The organism is Idiomarina aminovorans (assembly GCF_023155095.1).
In the GTDB taxonomy this organism is placed as follows: Bacteria; Pseudomonadota; Gammaproteobacteria; order Enterobacterales; family Alteromonadaceae; genus Idiomarina; species Idiomarina aminovorans.
This window is the reverse complement of sequence record NZ_JAKNDA010000002.1, coordinates 251408-269703: the sequence shown is the minus strand read 5'-3', so window position 1 is coordinate 269703 and position 18296 is coordinate 251408. Positions and strand designations below refer to the sequence as shown.

Annotated in this window: 17 protein-coding genes; 1 reads left to right on the top strand and 16 read right to left on the bottom strand. The window is 49.6% G+C overall.

What is annotated here, in order from left to right; all coding sequences use genetic code 11:
• The first annotated feature begins 6 nt into the window (after positions 1-6).
• Entirely contained in the window at positions 7-465 is a 459-nt protein-coding gene (locus tag L8G48_RS05410; RefSeq protein WP_248263583.1) for a DUF721 domain-containing protein, read from the top strand.
• Here L8G48_RS05410 and lpxC read toward each other — a convergent pair.
• The 16 genes from lpxC to mraZ all read right to left on the bottom strand — a co-directional run bounded on the left by lpxC (position 462) and on the right by mraZ (position 18183).
• Positions 462-1388 carry a UDP-3-O-acyl-N-acetylglucosamine deacetylase gene (gene lpxC / locus L8G48_RS05405; RefSeq protein ID WP_248263582.1) on the bottom strand — a complete coding sequence of 309 codons (927 nt, stop codon included), beginning with the start codon at positions 1386-1388 and terminating at the stop codon, positions 462-464. The genes L8G48_RS05410 and lpxC overlap by 4 nt on opposite strands.
• A gap of 126 nt (positions 1389-1514) precedes the next feature.
• Complete coding sequence (ftsZ, locus tag L8G48_RS05400; RefSeq protein WP_248263581.1) at positions 1515-2711, bottom strand: cell division protein FtsZ; 1197 nt, start codon at positions 2709-2711, stop codon at positions 1515-1517.
• A gap of 39 nt (positions 2712-2750) precedes the next feature.
• Positions 2751-3983 carry a cell division protein FtsA gene (gene ftsA, locus L8G48_RS05395; protein WP_248263580.1) on the bottom strand — a complete coding sequence of 411 codons (1233 nt, stop codon included), beginning with the start codon at positions 3981-3983 and terminating at the stop codon, positions 2751-2753.
• Positions 3984-3989: 6 nt separating this feature from the next.
• Positions 3990-4739: a cell division protein FtsQ/DivIB gene (locus tag L8G48_RS05390; RefSeq protein ID WP_248263579.1), complete on the bottom strand. Its 750-nt coding sequence runs from the start codon at positions 4737-4739 to the stop codon at positions 3990-3992.
• Positions 4739-5668, bottom strand: coding sequence for a D-alanine--D-alanine ligase (locus L8G48_RS05385; RefSeq protein ID WP_248263578.1), 930 nt, complete (start codon positions 5666-5668; stop codon positions 4739-4741). The genes L8G48_RS05390 and L8G48_RS05385 overlap by 1 nt, the downstream gene beginning before the upstream one ends.
• Positions 5658-7121, bottom strand: coding sequence for a UDP-N-acetylmuramate--L-alanine ligase (gene murC / locus L8G48_RS05380; protein WP_248263577.1), 1464 nt, complete (start codon positions 7119-7121; stop codon positions 5658-5660). Before murC ends, L8G48_RS05385 begins: the two co-directional genes overlap by 11 nt.
• Positions 7114-8202 (bottom strand): undecaprenyldiphospho-muramoylpentapeptide beta-N-acetylglucosaminyltransferase, encoded by a 1089-nt coding sequence (gene murG, locus L8G48_RS05375; RefSeq protein WP_248263576.1) that lies wholly within the window; start codon positions 8200-8202, stop codon positions 7114-7116. Before murG ends, murC begins: the two co-directional genes overlap by 8 nt.
• The gene (gene ftsW, locus L8G48_RS05370; RefSeq protein ID WP_248263575.1) at positions 8199-9422 is read right to left on the bottom strand and encodes a putative lipid II flippase FtsW; all 1224 of its coding nucleotides are present in this window, start codon (positions 9420-9422) and stop codon (positions 8199-8201) included. The genes murG and ftsW overlap by 4 nt, the downstream gene beginning before the upstream one ends.
• On the bottom strand, positions 9406-10797 hold the full coding sequence (murD, locus tag L8G48_RS05365; protein ID WP_248263574.1) for a UDP-N-acetylmuramoyl-L-alanine--D-glutamate ligase: 1392 nt from the start codon (positions 10795-10797) through the stop codon (positions 9406-9408). The genes ftsW and murD overlap by 17 nt, the downstream gene beginning before the upstream one ends.
• 7 nt (positions 10798-10804) lie before the next feature.
• Positions 10805-11887 (bottom strand): phospho-N-acetylmuramoyl-pentapeptide-transferase, encoded by a 1083-nt coding sequence (mraY, locus tag L8G48_RS05360; RefSeq protein WP_248263573.1) that lies wholly within the window; start codon positions 11885-11887, stop codon positions 10805-10807.
• Entirely contained in the window at positions 11881-13284 is a 1404-nt protein-coding gene (locus tag L8G48_RS05355) for a UDP-N-acetylmuramoyl-tripeptide--D-alanyl-D-alanine ligase (RefSeq protein ID WP_248263572.1), read from the bottom strand. The genes mraY and L8G48_RS05355 overlap by 7 nt, the downstream gene beginning before the upstream one ends.
• A complete protein-coding gene (murE, locus tag L8G48_RS05350; RefSeq protein ID WP_248263571.1) occupies positions 13281-14747 on the bottom strand; it encodes a UDP-N-acetylmuramoyl-L-alanyl-D-glutamate--2,6-diaminopimelate ligase in 1467 nt (488 codons plus the stop codon). The genes L8G48_RS05355 and murE overlap by 4 nt, the downstream gene beginning before the upstream one ends.
• A complete protein-coding gene (locus tag L8G48_RS05345; RefSeq protein WP_248263570.1) occupies positions 14744-16477 on the bottom strand; it encodes a peptidoglycan D,D-transpeptidase FtsI family protein in 1734 nt (577 codons plus the stop codon). The genes murE and L8G48_RS05345 overlap by 4 nt, the downstream gene beginning before the upstream one ends.
• Positions 16468-16785, bottom strand: coding sequence for a cell division protein FtsL (gene ftsL, locus L8G48_RS05340; RefSeq protein WP_248263569.1), 318 nt, complete (start codon positions 16783-16785; stop codon positions 16468-16470). Before ftsL ends, L8G48_RS05345 begins: the two co-directional genes overlap by 10 nt.
• Positions 16778-17725, bottom strand: a complete 948-nt coding sequence (gene rsmH / locus L8G48_RS05335) for a 16S rRNA (cytosine(1402)-N(4))-methyltransferase RsmH (protein WP_248263568.1) — start codon at positions 17723-17725, stop codon at positions 16778-16780. The genes ftsL and rsmH overlap by 8 nt, the downstream gene beginning before the upstream one ends.
• Positions 17725-18183 (bottom strand): division/cell wall cluster transcriptional repressor MraZ, encoded by a 459-nt coding sequence (mraZ, locus tag L8G48_RS05330; protein WP_126780893.1) that lies wholly within the window; start codon positions 18181-18183, stop codon positions 17725-17727. The genes rsmH and mraZ overlap by 1 nt, the downstream gene beginning before the upstream one ends.
• Positions 18184-18296 lie beyond the last annotated feature (113 nt).

The following is an 18296-nucleotide window of genomic DNA, read 5'->3' as shown; positions in this document are numbered from 1 at the left end:
GCAACTATGTCGCGACACCCGAAAACACCATCAGAATGGCTTCGTTCCGGTCAAAAAACATTGTCATCAACATTACAACATTATGCACAGTTTGCCGCCCAACTCTCGCATTGGCAACAATTGTTTCAACAATGCGTTGATAAAAACACCTGTCAACACTGCCAATTACTGAATATCCGTGATGGTCAAATGATCATTCAGGTAGATAACGGCAGCTGGGCGACCCGGCTAAAACTTCAGCAAACAGCCATTATAACGCATTTTCGCCACAATGCGACGGTGCCGGTGCACAGCCTTTCGATAAAGGTGTCTCCGTCTATGAACAGTTTTCGCAAAAGTGTTACAACTCAGAAGGCTTCGGGGAGTGCCGAGCGATTATTAACAATGGCAGAAGGGTGTGATGAACCCTTGAAGTCGGAGTTAAAAGCGTTGGCGGCAAAGTTTACCGCCAACGACAAAGATTAAGCGGTGATGGTAGCAGGCGACCAAAAAGCGATAGGGGCTTTTTCCTTTTCACCATCAAAGGTTACAAATTCCCAGGCCGATTCTTGCGCTAATAAAGCCTGCAGTAATTGATTATTCAACGCATGCCCGGATTTGTAAGCACGCAAGTGACCCAGGATACTGTGCCCGCCCATGTACAAGTCACCAATAGCATCTAACATTTTGTGTTTTACGAATTCATCGTCGTAACGTAAGCCGTCACTGTTCAGAATACGGAACTCATCCAGCACAACGGCGTTATCAAAACTACCGCCCAGCGCCAAATTGTTTTTCCGTAAAAACTCAATGTCTTTCACGAAACCAAAAGTACGGGCACGACTGATTTCTTTGATAAAAGCACTAGCACTAGCACTAAAATCGATACTAACGGTTTGCCCTGTGTCTGCAATAGCCGGGTGTTCAAAGTCGATAGCAAAGTCGATACGGAAACCATCGTGGGGTAGCAGTTCCGCCCACTTATCACCGTCTTCGACACGTACCGGCTGTTTGATCCGGATGAACTTTTTGGCTGCTGACTGCTCTTCAATACCCGCGCTTTGAAGCAGGTAAACAAACGGGTGCGAGCTGCCGTCCATAATTGGAATTTCATGCGAGTCAACTTCAATAACCGCATTATCAATGCCAACGCCGGCCAGCGCAGCGAGCAAATGCTCGACGGTAGAAATGCGAACGTTTTCCTCATTGATAAGACAAGTACACAGCTGCGTATCACGCACCCAGTCTGCCCGTGCTGGAATATCCACCACAGGTTCAAGGTCCACACGACGGAATATCAAACCGGTATTAGCCGGCGCAGGGCGCAAAGTCAGATTGACTTTATTGCCTTTGTGCAGCCCAACACCCGTGGTTGATATTGCTTGCTGTAATGTACGTTGCTTAATCATGGTACTTGTTCACCTACTTTTTCTATGCGGTTCGCAATGGTCTAAAACCAATGCAGCCATACATTATACGACATTTGTCATGGTTCGATCAAATTTTATGCATATTTACACAGTGTTACGCTAAATTTAGTCGACCTGTTTTCGCAAAAACGCCGGAATATCGAGGTAATCGAGTTCTTTATCCTGCTTAGCTTTGGTAGCAGGTTGGCGTTTTGGTTCCGCTTTTGGTTCTGAATGCACCTCTTCCTGCTCTTCGTAACGAGGTGCAGCAGCACTGCGATCAATATCGCTACGGTACGCAGATTGCGGTTCACGTTTAGGCGCTGCCTGACTGGTATTATTAACCAACGAGATATCCGGTTTGCGCTCAGCACCGATGCCTGTAGCAACAACAGTCACACGCAACTCGTCAGACATTTCCGTATCAATAACCGTACCAACAATTACGGTGGCATTATCGGAAGCAAAGGCTTTAACCGTATTACCCACGGTGTCCAGTTCTTCAATACTCATGTCCATACCCGCTGTCACGTTAATCAGTACACCACGAGCACCCGATAAGTCGATGTCTTCCAGTAACGGACTGTTAATCGCCATTTCAGCAGCTTCCTGCGCACGGTCTTCACCGCTGGCAACACCAGTACCCATCATGGCGGTACCCATTTCCTTCATAACAGCGCGAACGTCAGCAAAGTCGACGTTGATAAGACCCGGACGGGTAATCAGCTCGGCAATACCTTGCACCGCCCCCAATAACACATTGTTTGCCGCACTAAAGGCATCCAGCAAGCTGGTACCACGACCCATAACCTTCAACAGTTTCTCGTTTGGAATGGTAATTAACGAGTCGACACTTTGTGCCAGGGCGTTAATGCCTTCCTCTGCTACAGCCATGCGCTTTTTCCCTTCAAACGGGAAGGGCTTGGTCACCACAGCAACCGTCAGAATACCCAGTTCTTTGGCAACTTCTGCAACCACAGGTGCGCCACCGGTACCGGTACCGCCCCCCATGCCTGCGGCAATAAAGACCATGTCGGCACCTTCTAAGTGAACCCGAAGGTTTTCACGATCTTCCTCTGCCGACTGGCGACCGACTTCCGGGTTAGCGCCGGCGCCAAGCCCTTTGGTAATGTCTTGTCCTAATTGAATGGTGACATCCGCCGTATGATTACGCAGAGCCTGCGCATCGGTATTGGCTGCAATAAACTGCACACCTTCAATTGACTCTTTAACCATGTGCTGGACAGCGTTGCCGCCACCACCACCGACGCCAATCACCTTAATGACGGCTTCGCTTTCGTAATTGTCCATCAGTTCGAACATAATAATTCTCCCTACCTGCTTTTAACGTGCTACCCCAAGTTAAAACTCACCTTTGAACCAACTCTGCACTTTTTGCCAGAGTCCGATAACGTCAGTTTTAGAACTTTCTTTTTGTGACACAGCGGCATCTTGCTGCCCATACCGTAACAGTCCCACCGCTGTGGCATAAACCGGATCTTCGACGTAATCCCGCAGGCCTTTCATACCCAAGGGAACGCCGATACGAACCGGCATTTGAAAAATTTCTTCAGCAAAATCGACGCATCCTTCCATCTTTGCGCTGCCACCGGTAATAACCACCCCGGCTGCAATTTGTTCATCTAACCCGCTTTGCTGTATTTCATCCCTGACCAGTTCAAACAACTCCTGATACCGTGGCTCGACCACTTCAGCCAATGTATGCCGCGACATCACCCGTGACGGGCGACCACCCACCGAGGGCACTTCAATAGTGTCTTCCATACTGACCATTTGTCGCAGCGCACAGGCATGCTTAGTTTTAATCTCTTCCGCATGGTTGGTTGGTGTACGGAATATCTTGGCAATATCACTCGTCACCTGATTACCCGCCGCGGGAATCACCGCGGTATGACGCAATACGCCACCGGCATAAATGCAGATATCAATGGTGCCGCCGCCTAAATCGACCAGCGCAACACCTAGGTCTTTCTCGTCGTCAGTCAACACCGATATGCTTGACGCCAGCGCCGAAAAAATCAGTTTATCCATTGACAGACCGCAGCGCTCTACCGCTTTAATAATGTTTTTTGCCATGTCGTTAGCACAGGTAATAATATGCACTTTCGATTCCATGCGAACCCCCGACATACCAATGGGGCTACGGATACTTTCTTGTGAATCAATGACATATTCCTGCGGCAATACGTGCAAAATACGGCGCTCTTTTGCAATAGGCACTGACTGTGCGGCATGAATCACGTTGTCGACATCATCCTGCGTCACTTCCGCTTCATTAATCGGCACCATGCCGCTCTCGTTCTGGCACGAAATATGACGGCCGGAAATGTTCAGGTACACCGACGCAACACGGCAATCAGCCATAAGCTCCGCTTCATCAATCGCGCGCTGGACCGACTGTACAACCAGGTTCAGGTCATTCACTCCACCTTTATCCATACCCCGCGAGGTTGCTGTACCAACGCCAACAACACTGATCTCATTATCAGGCAGCAGCTCACCGATTAGTGCTGTGATTTTGCTGGTGCCTATATCGAGACCTACCACCATATTGTGCTCCGATGTTTTCGGCATAACCCTTTAACTCTCACTTTTTGCTTCACGCCAGGCCACTGCAGCCCCGGTGTCATATCGTAAATCCACAGTATCGATTTCGTTGTTTTTACTATTTTCGTGTTCAACAATGCTGGGAAACACATCGATAAACCGTTTTATTCGTTCTAATGTCGCTTCACGACCCAATTTTACTTCAATGCCCTGCGCCAATACTACGCTAACCGCAAACCGTTCAGTTAACCTCAGAGCTCTTATCTGAAAACCATTAACCGCTAACATTTGCTGCACCCGGTTAAACTCTTCCCAAGTTTCGTTTACAGCGTTCTCCGGGCCAAACAACTGTGGGAGTCCGGCATCCACTTTTTTAATATCAGCCCGGAAAACCTCACTGTATTGGTTTATCAGGCGGTCTCCATTCCACATGGCAACCGGCTTATGTTCCGTCACATAGACCGATAATTTATCCGGCCAGACTTTGCGAATGGATACCTTTCGTACCCATCGCAACTGCTCTACCCGACGCCTTAAGTCATTGACATCCGCCGTAAAAAAGCTTCCCAGCGGTTGGGCTGTTAACGCCTGCCGAACTTCATCGTTGCCGGTATACTGCAATTCGCCTTGTACATTTAATGCTGCTAACGGCACTTGCTGTTCATCTGTCAGCACCCGGTTTAACTGGTAGATACCAACCAGTGCGCCCGCTATAGTCAGGCATAATACCATCACACCTGACCAAAAATTGACGGAGCGCAGGCGCTGTTCAGCGGCCATCATCAGCGCTCCAGTGTTTGCGCTAAAATGCGCTCCACCAAGTCGTTAAAACTTAACCCATCTGCTTTTGCCGCCATGGGTACCAGGCTTTTTTCCGTCATCCCCGGAACCGTATTGGCTTCGAGCAGAAACCAGTCACCCCGGCTGTTGCGCATGACATCAATACGCCCCCAACCATCGGCACCTATTGCTGCAAATGCACGTTCAGCCAAACCACGAAGCTTAGCTTCGTCCTCGTCGCTGAGCCCTGCAGGACAATGATACTGGGTATCATTTGCCTGATATTTGGCATCAAAGTCATAAAATTCGTGCGGCGTCTGTAGCCGGATAACCGGCAAAGCACGGCCTTCCAGTATGCCAATAGTGTATTCCGCACCTTCAATCCACTGTTCCACTAAAATATCGTCATCAAATTCTGCGGCGTACTTTAACGCCGCTGCCAGGCTGTGTTCGTTATCAGCCCGGCTCATGCCGATAGAGGAACCTTCCCGGGCCGGTTTTACAATGACCCGGCCGCCTAATTCCAGCAGCAGAGTATTGGCATTCACATGCTCTATATCTGCCTGTGTTACCATCCGCCAGTTAGCTGTCGGTAGCCCCAGTGAGTGCCAAATTTGCTTACAACGCACTTTATCCATACCCAGCGCACAGCCCAGCACGCCACTGCCGGTATAAGGCATCTCGAGTGTCTGCAATGCACCCTGCATGCTGCCGTCTTCGCCGCCACGTCCGTGCAAAGCAATAAATACCCGCTCGAAGCCATCGTCCACGAGTTCCTGCAAGTTATGCGCGGCCGGGTCGAACGCATGCGCATCAATACCCTTAGCCACCAGACCTTTTAATACCGCCATTCCTGACTTCAGGGACACATCGCGTTCAGCGGAAATACCCCCCAGCATCACTGCAACTTTGCCAAAACCATTAGTGCTCATTGCTCAGCACCTCTGCTGCAATATTTTTTGCCAGTGCGCCGATGTTTCCGGCGCCCTGAGTCAACAGTAAATCATCGGCGGCTAACACCGATTCCAGAACATCTGGTATATCTTCGACAGTTGCCACGTAAACAGGATCTATCTGCCCGCGCTGCCGTATCGAACGGCATAGGGAACGGCTGTCAGCACCACTTACCGGCGTTTCTCCTGCGCTGTAAACTTCAAGCATTAACAACACATCGACTTGCGACAACACGTTAACGAAATCTTCGTACAAGTCACGCGTCCGCGAATAACGGTGTGGCTGAAATGCCATCACCAGACGCTTCTCTGGCCAACCTTCCCGGGCCGCCTGAATAGTCGCTGCAACTTCAGATGGATGATGACCGTAATCATCAACCAGCATTACTTCGCCTTGCGCTTTGTTATTCGGTAAAGGTAAGTTTCCGTAATGCTGAAAACGTCGTCCAATCCCTTCAAATTTATTTAATGCCGATTGAATCGCTTCGTCATTAATACCTTCATCGGTCGCTACCGCTACTGCGGCCAATGCATTCAGCACATTGTGCTTACCCGGCAGGTTAAGACAGACGTCTAACGGTTGCAGACCGTTACGCAAAATTGTAAAACAGCTTTCGCTGGCCGTCTGTTTATAATTAATAGCCTGAATGTCTGCAGCTTCGCTAAAGCCGTAAGTCATTGTCTGACGACCAATGCGAGGTATTAAATCTGTTACCACCGGGTCATCAATGCACATAACCGCTAAACCATAAAAGGGCAGGTTATGCAGAAACTCAACGTAGGTGTCTAATAACTTATTAAAGTCACCTTCGTAGGTGTCCATATGGTCAGCTTCAATATTCGTCACTATTGCGACCATAGGCTGCAAATGCAGAAACGAGGCATCGCTCTCGTCCGCTTCGGCAATCAAGTATTTACTATTGCCCAAACGGGCATTAGAACCGGCACTATTGAGCAAACCGCCGATAACGAAGGTTGGATCACGGTCGGCTTCAGCAAAAATACTGGCAACCAGAGAGGTGGTTGTGGTTTTACCGTGCGTTCCGGCAACCGCAATACCGTGACGGAACCGCATGAGCTCTGCCAGCATCTCGGCGCGGCGCACCACCGGCACCCGTAACTGATGTGAGGCCAACAGCTCTGCGTTATCGGTTTTAATAGCGCTGGATACTACGACCACACTGGCGCCTTCAATATTATTGGCCATATGGCCTAACACAACTGTCGCGCCTAGGCTGCGTAAACGTTCAGTATTGGCGTTTTCGGCGATGTCTGAACCCGATATCTGATAGCCCTGATTCAACAAAACTTCCGCAATACCCGCCATACCAGCGCCGCCGATACCAACGAAATGTATTCGTTGTACCCGGCGCATTTCCGGTACGTTCACAATTGTAAATGGCTGTGCGTTAGTTGAGGTCATGCTAGTCATCGCCCTGTTTATATTCCATACATTCATTCACCAGTCGCTGCGTTGCCTCCGGCATTGCACTCCGGCGAGCAAAATGCGCCATTGTCCATAGTTGTTGCCGGTCATGCAATAAACCTTTTAACTGTTGTTTCAAGGCACCGTTGGTTACTTCAGTCTGTGGTACTAAAATTGCTGCCCCGCTATTTTCTAAAACCTTCGCATTCGCGGTTTGGTGGTCATCGACCGCATGGGGTAAAGGTACTAATATCGACGCCACACCCATAACTGCCAGCTCAGAAATCGTTAAAGCACCGGCACGGCAAATGACCAAATCAGCACGACTGAAAGCCTCACCCATATCTTCAATAAACTCGATGACGCTCAGTTTCTTAATCACCCCGGCCTTCTCATACGCCTGTTCTGTTGTGGCTTCACGACCCACACCGCATTGATGCACGACATTAAGCTCTATACCGGCTAGTGCTTTGACGGCTTCCGGCACCGCTTCGTTCAATACCTGAGCGCCTAAACTACCACCCACCACTAATAAATTGAGTTCACCGGCCATCTCTGTATTGTCTTGCTGTCCGGCAGCTTGTTCCAGTAACTCTTTGCGCAACGGATTACCAACAACCGCATACTGCTGCCACTGTGGCACAGCGACCGGCAGCCCAAGTAACACCTTATTCGCTCTGGATGCTAATAAGCCGGTGGTCATACCCGGTACAGCATTTTGTTCATGCACCATTAGCGGTACGCCGCAGAGTTTTGCCGCCAGCCCCATGGGAGCGCAGACATAACCACCAAAGGTGACAACCACTTGAGGTTGCAACGCTTTCAATAACCGTCGGCACTGCAAAACCGCTTTCGCCAGGGTTAATGGCATAAGCAACTTTCTTTTCAGACCATGGCCGCGCACACCCGTCATACTGATACTGTGTAACGGAAAGCCCGCCGCCGGGATAACCCGGCTTTCCAGACGCCCTTCCTGAGTACCCAGCCAATCAACTTGCCAGCCGTTGTCCCTGAGTTGCTCAGCAACGGCCAACGCCGGAAAAATATGCCCGCCAGTACCGGCTGCCGCTATCAACACGCGACTCATTCGGCACCTCCGCGAGGCGCCACTTTACGGCCAATCATCCTGCGCTCATGATCAATCCGCAGTAGTAACCCAATAGACAACACTGAAACAATTAAACTATTTCCGCCATAACTCACCAGCGGCAGGGTTAAACCTTTAGTCGGCAGTGCTCCTGAAGCGACGCCAATATTCACAAATGCCTGAATACTGAACCAGATGCCGATACCATAGGCCAGGTAACCACCAAAGCGTTGTTCAAGCATTAGGCAACGACGACCAATAATCAGTGCCCGCCAGACCAGCATTAATACGGTTGCAATAACCGCCAGTACGCCAATAAAACCTAACTCTTCGGCAACCACGGCCATAATAAAGTCAGTATGGGCTTCCGGCAGGTACTGCAACTTCTGAATGCTGTTACCCAGACCAGCACCGCTTAAGTGTCCCTGACCAAAAGCAATCAGAGATTGCATCAGCTGATAGCCAGATCCAAAAGGATCCTTCTCTGGTTCTAAAAAGGTAAGTAGCCGCTGCATCCGGTAAGGTTCAACAATGATCAGCAAAATAAGCGCCAGCACGCAGGTAATAAACACCGCAAAGAACTGCCATAACTTGGCACCAGCCAGAAACAACATGGCTACGGTGGTTGCTGACAGCACAACCACAGTCCCGAAGTCAGGCTGCATTAGCAGAAGTACCGAGGCGACAAACAGCAGCACCAGGGGTTTTATGAAACCTTTCGTCGCCTCCCGAACTTCATCTTCGCGCCGGGAAAAATAGCTGGCCATATAGATGCAAAAAAATACCTTCGCCACTTCGGCCGCCTGAAAGGTAATGGGCCCTACTTTGACCCAACGTTGTGAACCGTTTACTTCATGTCCAATGACCAGAACCAATAACAGCATCATCAAACCAACAAGCAATAACTTTCCGCTATGTCGATTCCAGGTGTCGCTGGGGACGCGTAAGGCTCCCAGCATCACTAACATACTGACGACCATGTAGACGCCATGACGAATCGCAAAGTGAAATGGATTTCCTGTCAGTCTTTCGGCGGTTGGTAACGACGCCGAGGTGACCATAATAAAGCCAAATGCCAGTAACGACATAGCCAGAGTGAACAACACCCTGTCGTACAACGGCTGGCTGGTTTTAGGATGAAACCAGTTAAGCAATTGTTGCCAGCGGCTTTCAGCAGTCGGCATTTCCAGGTTCAGTTGTTCTTCATGCACGGTCGACATTTTTCGCCTCCACTGCCTGACGAAAACTGTCACCACGATGCTCAAAGTTTTTAAACTGGTCGAAGCTTGCACAGGCTGGTGATAACACAACCATGTCGCCGGTTTGAACTAAAGATGATGCTAACTCAACCGCTTGCTGTAAGTTTTTAACCTGTCGTGAACCACTAAATAATTGCCCAATACGAGGGCCATCTTCACCTATGGTCAGCAGGATATCGACTTGCTCCAGAGTTGGCTGTAGTTCACGGAAATCGGCGCCTTTGCCAACGCCCCCGACAATTAACAGCAGGCGTCCGCTAACCATGGGCCGCAAACCTTCAACGGCAGCAGCAGTGGCACCAATATTGGTTGCTTTTGAATCGTTAACCCACAGAACACCGTGGTTATTACTGAGCAACTCGCAACGATGAGGCAAGCCTTTAAATTCTTTGGCGGCATGAGCCGCTTGTTTTACATCAATTTCAATAGCCTCACACAACGCCAGCGCTACTTGCAGGTTAACCAGGTTGTGAATGCCCTGTAGTTGTAACTGGTCAGCTCTTAACACTACATTACCGCGAGATGTCACCGCCACAGGCCCACTAACACGATCGACATTACCCGAGAGCAAACCAAAGTGCTGAGGGTGCGAGTCGCTGCCAAAGGTCATTAGCTTACCGGTAACAGGATGCGGCCAGGTGTCTTGTTGTTGCCGGTTCAGCACCCAGGTTTTAGCGTTAGTGAAAATGCGTTGTTTTGCTTTTATGTACTCATCCACACTGTTGTAACGGTCCATGTGGTCAGCACTAATATTCATTAAGGCTGCGGCTTTTAGTTTTAAGCTTTCAACCGATTCCAGCTGAAAACTACTAAGTTCCAGCATCACAGCATCAGGCTCGTCTTTGTGCTGCAATAACTCCAGCACCGGTAAGCCAATATTGCCGGCCGCAACCACACTTTTACCACATTGGGCGGCGATAAACTCAACCATACGAGTAACCGTAGATTTACCGTTAGAGCCGGTTACCGCAATTATTGGGAGTTTTGTTTCTTGCGCGAACAATTCGACATCACCAATAACCGGAATATCAGCATCGCGTGCCAGTACAATAGACTCTTCTCTTAAGTCAATTCCCGGACTGGTAATGATTAAATCTGCGGCAAGGGTATCTTCCAACTGCCAGCGACGATTCAGAAACTCAGCACCCCCCAGTATTTGCTTTGCCTCGTCAAGGCCAGGAGGGTTCTTGCGCGAATCAAACACCCGTATGTGAACATCTTTTAAGCTTTTGTCCTGTCGTTTTTTGTTTTGTAGATAGCGCAGCACCGAAACCCCGGTCTTTCCGAGGCCAAGGACAATAATGTATTTCATGTTTTGCCAGGCTATTTTTTTCATTGTTTTTTTAACGCAACTTCAAGGTTGCGAGTCCTATCAGCACAAAAATTAACGATAGTATCCAGAAGCGCACAATAACCCGGGGCTCAGGCCACCCTTTTAATTCGTAATGATGGTGAATTGGCGCCATGCGGAAAACGCGTTTGCCACGTAGTTTGTAAGAGCCCACCTGTAACATCACAGACACCGTTTCCATGACAAACACGCCGCCCATAATAAACAGCACCAGTTCCTGTCGAACCAATATCGCAATAATGCCAAGCGCCGCGCCTAAGGCCAGAGAACCGACGTCACCCATAAAGACAAGCGCCGGATAAGTATTAAACCAGAGGAAACCAAGACCGGCTCCGACAATAGCGGTACACACCACCAACAACTCGGCGGTCAAGGGTAAATACGGAATTTGCAGATATTCGGCGAAGTTCACGTTACCGGACACATAAGCAAAAATGCCCAGCGCCGCGGCAACCATGATAGTGGGCATAATCGCCAGGCCGTCCAGACCATCGGTCAGGTTGACGGCGTTACTGGTGCCGACAATGACAAAATACGCCATCAATAAATAAAGCATGCCCAGTTGCGGCATAACATCTTTAAAGAAGGGGACAATCAACGCCGTTTCGGCTCCCTGAGTGCTGCTCCAATAAAGGTAAACAGCCGCAACACTGGCAATAACGGACTGCCAGAAGTACTTCCATTTAGCAATTAAGCCTTTCGGGTCTTTGCGCACCACTTTGCGATAGTCATCAACAAAGCCAACGATACCAAAGCCGGTGATAACCAATAAAACAACCCAGACATAACGGTTCTCTAAATCGGCCCAGAGTAAGGATGAACCTAATACCGCGGCCAATATCAAGACGCCGCCCATGGTCGGGGTGCCGCTTTTACTCAAGTGGCTTTCGGGACCATCGTCCCGTACCATTTGACCTATTTGCAAACGCTGCAAACGGCGAATTAACGTTGGTCCTAACCACAATGACAACACCAGAGCGGTCAAAACGCTCAGTATTGCTCGCAGAGTCAAGTAGGAAAACACGTTAAACGCGCTTTCAAACTGGGTCAGGTATTCCGCCAACCAAACTAACATGCGTGCTTATCCTCTAACCTGTCACTATCCGTGACAGCCTGCTGTAATGCTGCAACAACGCGTTCCATATGAGCAGAACGTGAACCTTTAACCAGCACTGTGACAGACTGTTTACCGGTCTGTTCTGTAAGTCTTTGTAAAACCGACTCGACCAGCGACTGTAAGCTACCAAAGTGTTTCCCGCCGTGGCCGTTAAAAACCTCGCTGGCACTTTGGCTGAGTACGCCCAGGCTGTATAAATTATCGATGTCGGTATCTATCGCATGTTCACCAATTTCTTCGTGGTACGCTCGCGCATCGGCGCCTAACTCACCCATGTCTCCCAGAACAAAAATTCGATAACCCGAATAGCTCCCCAGCAAGTCCAGCGCGGCTTTAGTTGAGGCAACACTGGCGTTGTAGGTGTCATCAATAATTCGTAAGTGATCACTTACTTTTATAGTCGTTAAGCGACCTTGTGCGGGTTGAACCTGTTGTAAACCAGTCACAATGTCGTCCAGTGAAATACCCAGTTCATTCGCTGCCGTTGCCGCAGAAAGGGCGTTGAGTACATTGTGTTGACCGCTTAATTTTAATTCTAACGTTCTGATTTTCTTACCCAAGTGCAGCGCAAAAGAAGGCTGCCCTTCACTATTGAGCTCAATATCCGTTGCGAACACATCGGCGCTGTCATTTAAACCTAAGGTTTTCCAGTTCATGCCTGTGCATGCCCGTTGCCAGCACGAGAAAAACTCTGAATCACGGGGGGTAACAGCCGTTCCCTGGCTCCCCACACCACGGAAAATCTCAGTTTTTGCGCGGGCAACACCGTGCAAACTGCCAAAGCCTTCAACGTGTGCGGCACTCACATTATTCAAAATAGCAACGTCGGGTTTGACCAAATCTGTCGTGTAAGCAATTTCGCCCGGATGATTCGCTCCCAGCTCAATCACGGCGTATTTATGCTGTTTCTGCAAGCGCAGAAGGGTCAAAGGAACCCCGATGTCGTTATTAAAATTACTCTGAGTTGCCAGTACCGGGTGATGAATTGATAAAATTGCCGACAACATTTCTTTCACAGTGGTTTTGCCGTTACTGCCCGTAACGGCAACGGTTTTAGGCGCAACCTTCGCCTTAACAGCAGCGCCTAAACGGCCCAGCGCATGGCGACTGTTTTCGACAATAATTTGTCGACAGTCGATGGTCTGCGGTTTTTCACAAATAACTGCGGCGGCACCCTTGCCTATAGCCTGTTCAACAAAGTCGTGAGCGTCAAAGTTTTTTCCTTTTAAGGCAATAAACAGGGCATCCTTCAGATCGGCCCGCGTATCCGTCGATACATTATCGATGATGCAATCAGAACCAATCAGGCGGCCTTCCACCTGTTCCGCAATCCACTTCAGTGATACTGAAATCATGCGCAGTCTCCTTGTAGCCATTCGCTGACTACAGCTCGCTCGTTATAATCCACACGTGTGGTCCCAATAACCTGGTAATCTTCATGTCCTTTCCCGGCAAGCAGCACAACATCCTCCTGCCCGGCTTCCTGCATGGCGCGTATAACCGCTTCTCGCCGTCCCGGCCAAACTTTCACCGGCTGCTTATCTGCAATTCCCGTAAGAATGTCTTCAATAATTTGCTCTGCTGGCTCTGTCCTGGGATTATCGTCAGTGACAACGACAACATCTGCATAATCGGTAGCGACCTTACCCATTTGCGGGCGTTTGCCGCGGTCACGATCGCCGCCGCAGCCAAACACACACCATAACCGCCCTTTGCAGTGCAGACGTAACGCGCTCAGTACTTGATGCAGAGCGTCGGGCGTATGCGCATAATCAACCACCACCAACGGCGATTGATGATTATGAAAAGCTTCCATACGGCCGGGTACCGGTTGCAGGCTGCTACAAGCCTCGCCAATGGCCGACAGCGGTTTATTGAGTTTTAACAATACAGCTACCGCACAAAGCAAGTTATAAATGTTAAACCGCCCCAGCAAGGGGCTCTCAACAGTGCAGGATTCACCCTGCCAATTTAATTCAAATACCGACCCTTGTTCATGAAACTGAAGTGCGCTTGCATGCAAACAAGGCTCAAGCGAACTGTCATTCGCGCTTATCCATAAATCCGAGAGGTTATCTTCTTGCCATCGGCAAAGCGTGTTGTCATCAGCGTTAATGACCCGGTTGTGCACACCGAAATCAGCAAATAGACGTTGTTTTGCAGCGACATAGTTTTCCATGGTGCCGTGATAATCAAGATGGTCGCGGCTGATGTTAGTAATGGCTGCCGCTGAAAACTTAAGAGCATCAACACGACGCTGTATTAATGCATGCGAAGAAACCTCCATGGCGACCAGTTCAGCACCTTCTGCGAATAGCGTTGCCAACCGTTGTTGAACAGTAACGGCGTCTGGTGTGGTGTGACGCTCTGGTAGTAACCGACCAATAAGTCCGCTACCGGTCGTACCGATAACCGCAGACTCCATACCCAGAGTTTTCGCCAGCTGAGCCATTATGTGAGTGACTGAAGTCTTACCATTGGTTCCGGTCACACCCACTAACTGCATTTTCTCTGAAGGATGCCCAAAAAAGGTTCCGGCAATATGCGATAAATGTTCACGCACACCATTAAAGCCTATCACCACCGTTCCCCGCCGGTTTTCGACGGCAAGAGCCGGAGACTCAGCGATAATAGCGACTGCGCCGGCATCAATCGCAGCATCAATATAAGCACGACCATCAGTCTCATACCCAGGGACAGCGACAAAGACATCGCCGTTAGCGACTTGTCGGCTATCGAGTTTTATCCCGCTGACAGTAACGTCCGGAATGGAAAATGATGTCGGTAGCATGGTTAAGAGATCAGCCAATTTCATCATTCATCACCCCCGAAGCCTGCCGCTCTAACCTGAGTATCCTGCACGTTGTCAGGTGGCACATTCAGTAGGCGCATGGTTTGCGATACTATTTTTGAGAATACCGGGGCTGCCGCAGTACCACCATAATAATCATCGGTGCCGGGTTCATTTATGGTAACCACCACGACCACTTTCGGGTCACTGACCGGAGCAATTCCAGCAAATAATGCAACGTATTCATCACCGTAACCACCGGTTGCTTTAGTCTTACGCGTGGTTCCTGTTTTACCGGCAACGCGGTAACCGGGTACCTGGGCGGCTTTAGCGGTACCATCGCGCACGACATCTTCCATCATATGCATAACAGCGCGAGTGTTATCCGGGTTAAAAACCGGCTCTGCCGGAAGCGGAGACTCCTGACGGAAAATTGTCAGCGGACGTTTAAGACCACCGTTTGCGATAATGTTATAAGCATTGGCCAGCTGCAGCGTGGTTGCCGAAAAACCGTAACCGTATGAAAGCGTAGCAATTTCGAATTCAGACCAGCGCCGGCGGTCACCCAAAATACCGATACTCTCACCCAGTAAAGCTATGCCGGTGTCATTACCAAACCCGGCATCGACGTAGGTCTGCAGTAAAGAGTCGATGCCTAAATCCAGCGCAATTTTAGTAACCCCTACATTTGACGAATGTTTCAACACTTCGCTCAATGAGAGCTCACCATAATCGCGTGGATCACTGACCCGGCGCCCACCGATTCGCAACCAACCGGGACTGGTATCAATGCTGTCACCCACTTTATGCCGACCGTTCTCAAGCGCGCTTAAAATTACCAGCGGCTTCATTGTTGAGCCAGGCTCGTAGCTATCGGTTACCGCCCGGTTACGCATTCTGAAAGATTGCAGTTCCGCACGGTTGTTAGGGTTAAAGGACGGGCTATTGACCATAGCCAGCACTTCACCGGTTTCGACATTAAGCACTACCGCCGAGCCTGAAGTTGCCTGATTGTAGCGCACGGCTTTTTTCAGTTCGGTATAGGCAGTTGCCTGAACACGTTGGTCGATACTCAGTGTCAGCTGTTTTGGTTGTTGTGCATCGGTCTGACTAATTTCTTCAACAACCCGCCCTTTCGCGTCCTTGCGATAAACTCGCTTACCGGGTTTGCCGGTTAAATGTTGGTCATACAGAAGCTCCAGACCTTCTTGTCCGGCGCCGTCAATATTGGTTAAACCAATGAGATGAGCGCTGATCTCTCCGGTTGGGTAATAACGGCGAGATTCCGTTTTCAGATAGACGCCCGGAATATTCAGTTGTTTTACATAATCGGCTTCTGACGGAGTGACTTTTCGTTGCAAGTACACAAAGCGCCTGGACGGGTCACTGACCTTATTGACCAATTCATTACGATTCATGCGGAAGGTTTCAGCCAGCGCTTGCCAACGGCGTTCATCTGCCAGAGCCTCTCTTTCTGCAATTCGTTTCGGGTCTGCCCATACGGTTTCTACCGGAACACTGACCGCCAGCTCTCTGCCATTGCGGTCAACAATCGTTCCTCGCTGAACCGCAACGCTGGATGATCTTAAACTGCGCATATCACCTTGCAATGAAAACGCATCCGGACTAATAACCTGAATGTAAGCGGCTCGCGCAATCAACACCGAAAAAACACCGAACAGTAAAACTACAGCCGTGTAAAAACGCCAACGCGTGCCTACTGGTTCTCTGTGTTTATTGCGGCGGTTCACTGCCATGAGACTAACACCTCTCGCTCTGGCTCAACATCGCGCATGCCTAATTGTTCTTGCGCAATACGTTCCACCCGGCTGTGTTCGGTCAGTGCATTTTGCTCGACGACCAAATGCCGCCACTCTCTATCAAGCTGGTCGCGATACGACAACAAATCGTCACGTTCCGCCGTTAAGTTACGGTTCAAATGAGAGATGTAAACAATGCTGAGCGCATTGACGATGATGACCGCGCTTAACAGGACAACCCACTTGTGCCGCAGCAAATCTTGCAGTAACATTTTAGTGAGGCTTGGGTAGCGTCGTTTAGTCATTGCGAACCCTCCTGGCGATTCGCAACACAGAGCTGCGCGAACGCGGGTTATCCTGCACTTCCGCTTCACCCGGCTTAATGGCTTTACCGACTTTTTCGAGCGTTTTATCTTTATTCCGTTCTGCTTCGGTTACCGGTAAGCCCGGCGGTAACTGCTTGCCCTCACTGTGCTTTCGAATAAAGCGTTTGACGAGGCGATCTTCCAGACTGTGGAAACTAATCACCACCAGCCTACCGTCTTCTTTCAAACCGGAAAGAGAAGCCTCTAATGCTTGCTCTATTTGCTCCAGCTCGCGGTTAATATGAATACGAATTGCCTGAAAGGTGCGGGTTGCCGGGTGTTTATGTTTTTCTTTCACCGGGCTGACACGGGCAATCATTTCAGCCAGCGGTTTAGTCCGGGTAAACGGCTTTTTCTCGCGATCCATAACAATGGCACTGGCAATACGGCGCGCAAAACGTTCTTCTCCGTATTCTTTTAAAACCCAGCTAATATCATCTTTTTCGGCGCGGTTAAGCCATTCGGCGGCGGTTTCACCACTGCTGGTATTCATTCGCATATCCAGCGGACCGTCACGCATAAAGCTAAAACCACGCTCGGCATCGTCCAATTGTGGGGAGGACACACCAAGGTCAAATAAAATGCCCGTCACTTGTTGGTTAAGCTGTAACTCATCAAGCACCTGTTGCAGGTTTGAGAAAGGCGTGTGGATAATCTGAAAACGAGGATCGTCTTCAAAAGATTGGGCGGCAGCGATAGCTTCAGGATCCTGATCCAGAGCAATAACCCGGGCATTGTCGCCCAGTTTATTAAGCAGCGCACGAGTATGTCCGCCACGACCAAACGTGGCGTCAATATACGTGCCTTGAGGATCAGTCGCTAAAGCTTCTATCGACTCTTCCAGTAGCACCGAAACGTGTTGCGGTGACGTTGTTGTCATTATAATGAAAAGTCTTCTAATCGTTCGTTGAGTGTAAAGTCACCTTCGCGTTCAACATCCATATCCTGCGCTACTTGTTCATGCCAGGCGTCTTCATCCCAAACTTCAAATTTATTCAGCTGCCCGACAAGCATCAGTTTTTTTTCTAAACCGGCGTGTTGTCTTAATGGCGCTGACAGTAACAGACGACCGTTTTTATCCATTTCACAGTCATCGGCATGGCCTAGCAGAAGCCGCTGCAAGCGACGTTCTGCGGGATTCATACTGGATAATCGAGTGAGTTTTTGTTCTATGATTTGCCACTCGGGAAGCGGGTACAACAATAGGCACGGTTGCTTTATATCAATCGTGCAAACCATCTTGCCTTCACAGTCCAGCGATAGTGCATGGCGGTGCTTGGCCGGTATGGCCAGCCGCCCTTTGCTATCCAGACTTAATGTTGTTGCACCTCGGAACATGATCCCACCTGATCATTGTGATCCACTATTATCCACAAATCCCCACAATGCTACAGTCTAGGTGTCACTCTTTCCCACTGTCAAGAAAAACCCTTTTTATTTCTCTGGCCTTC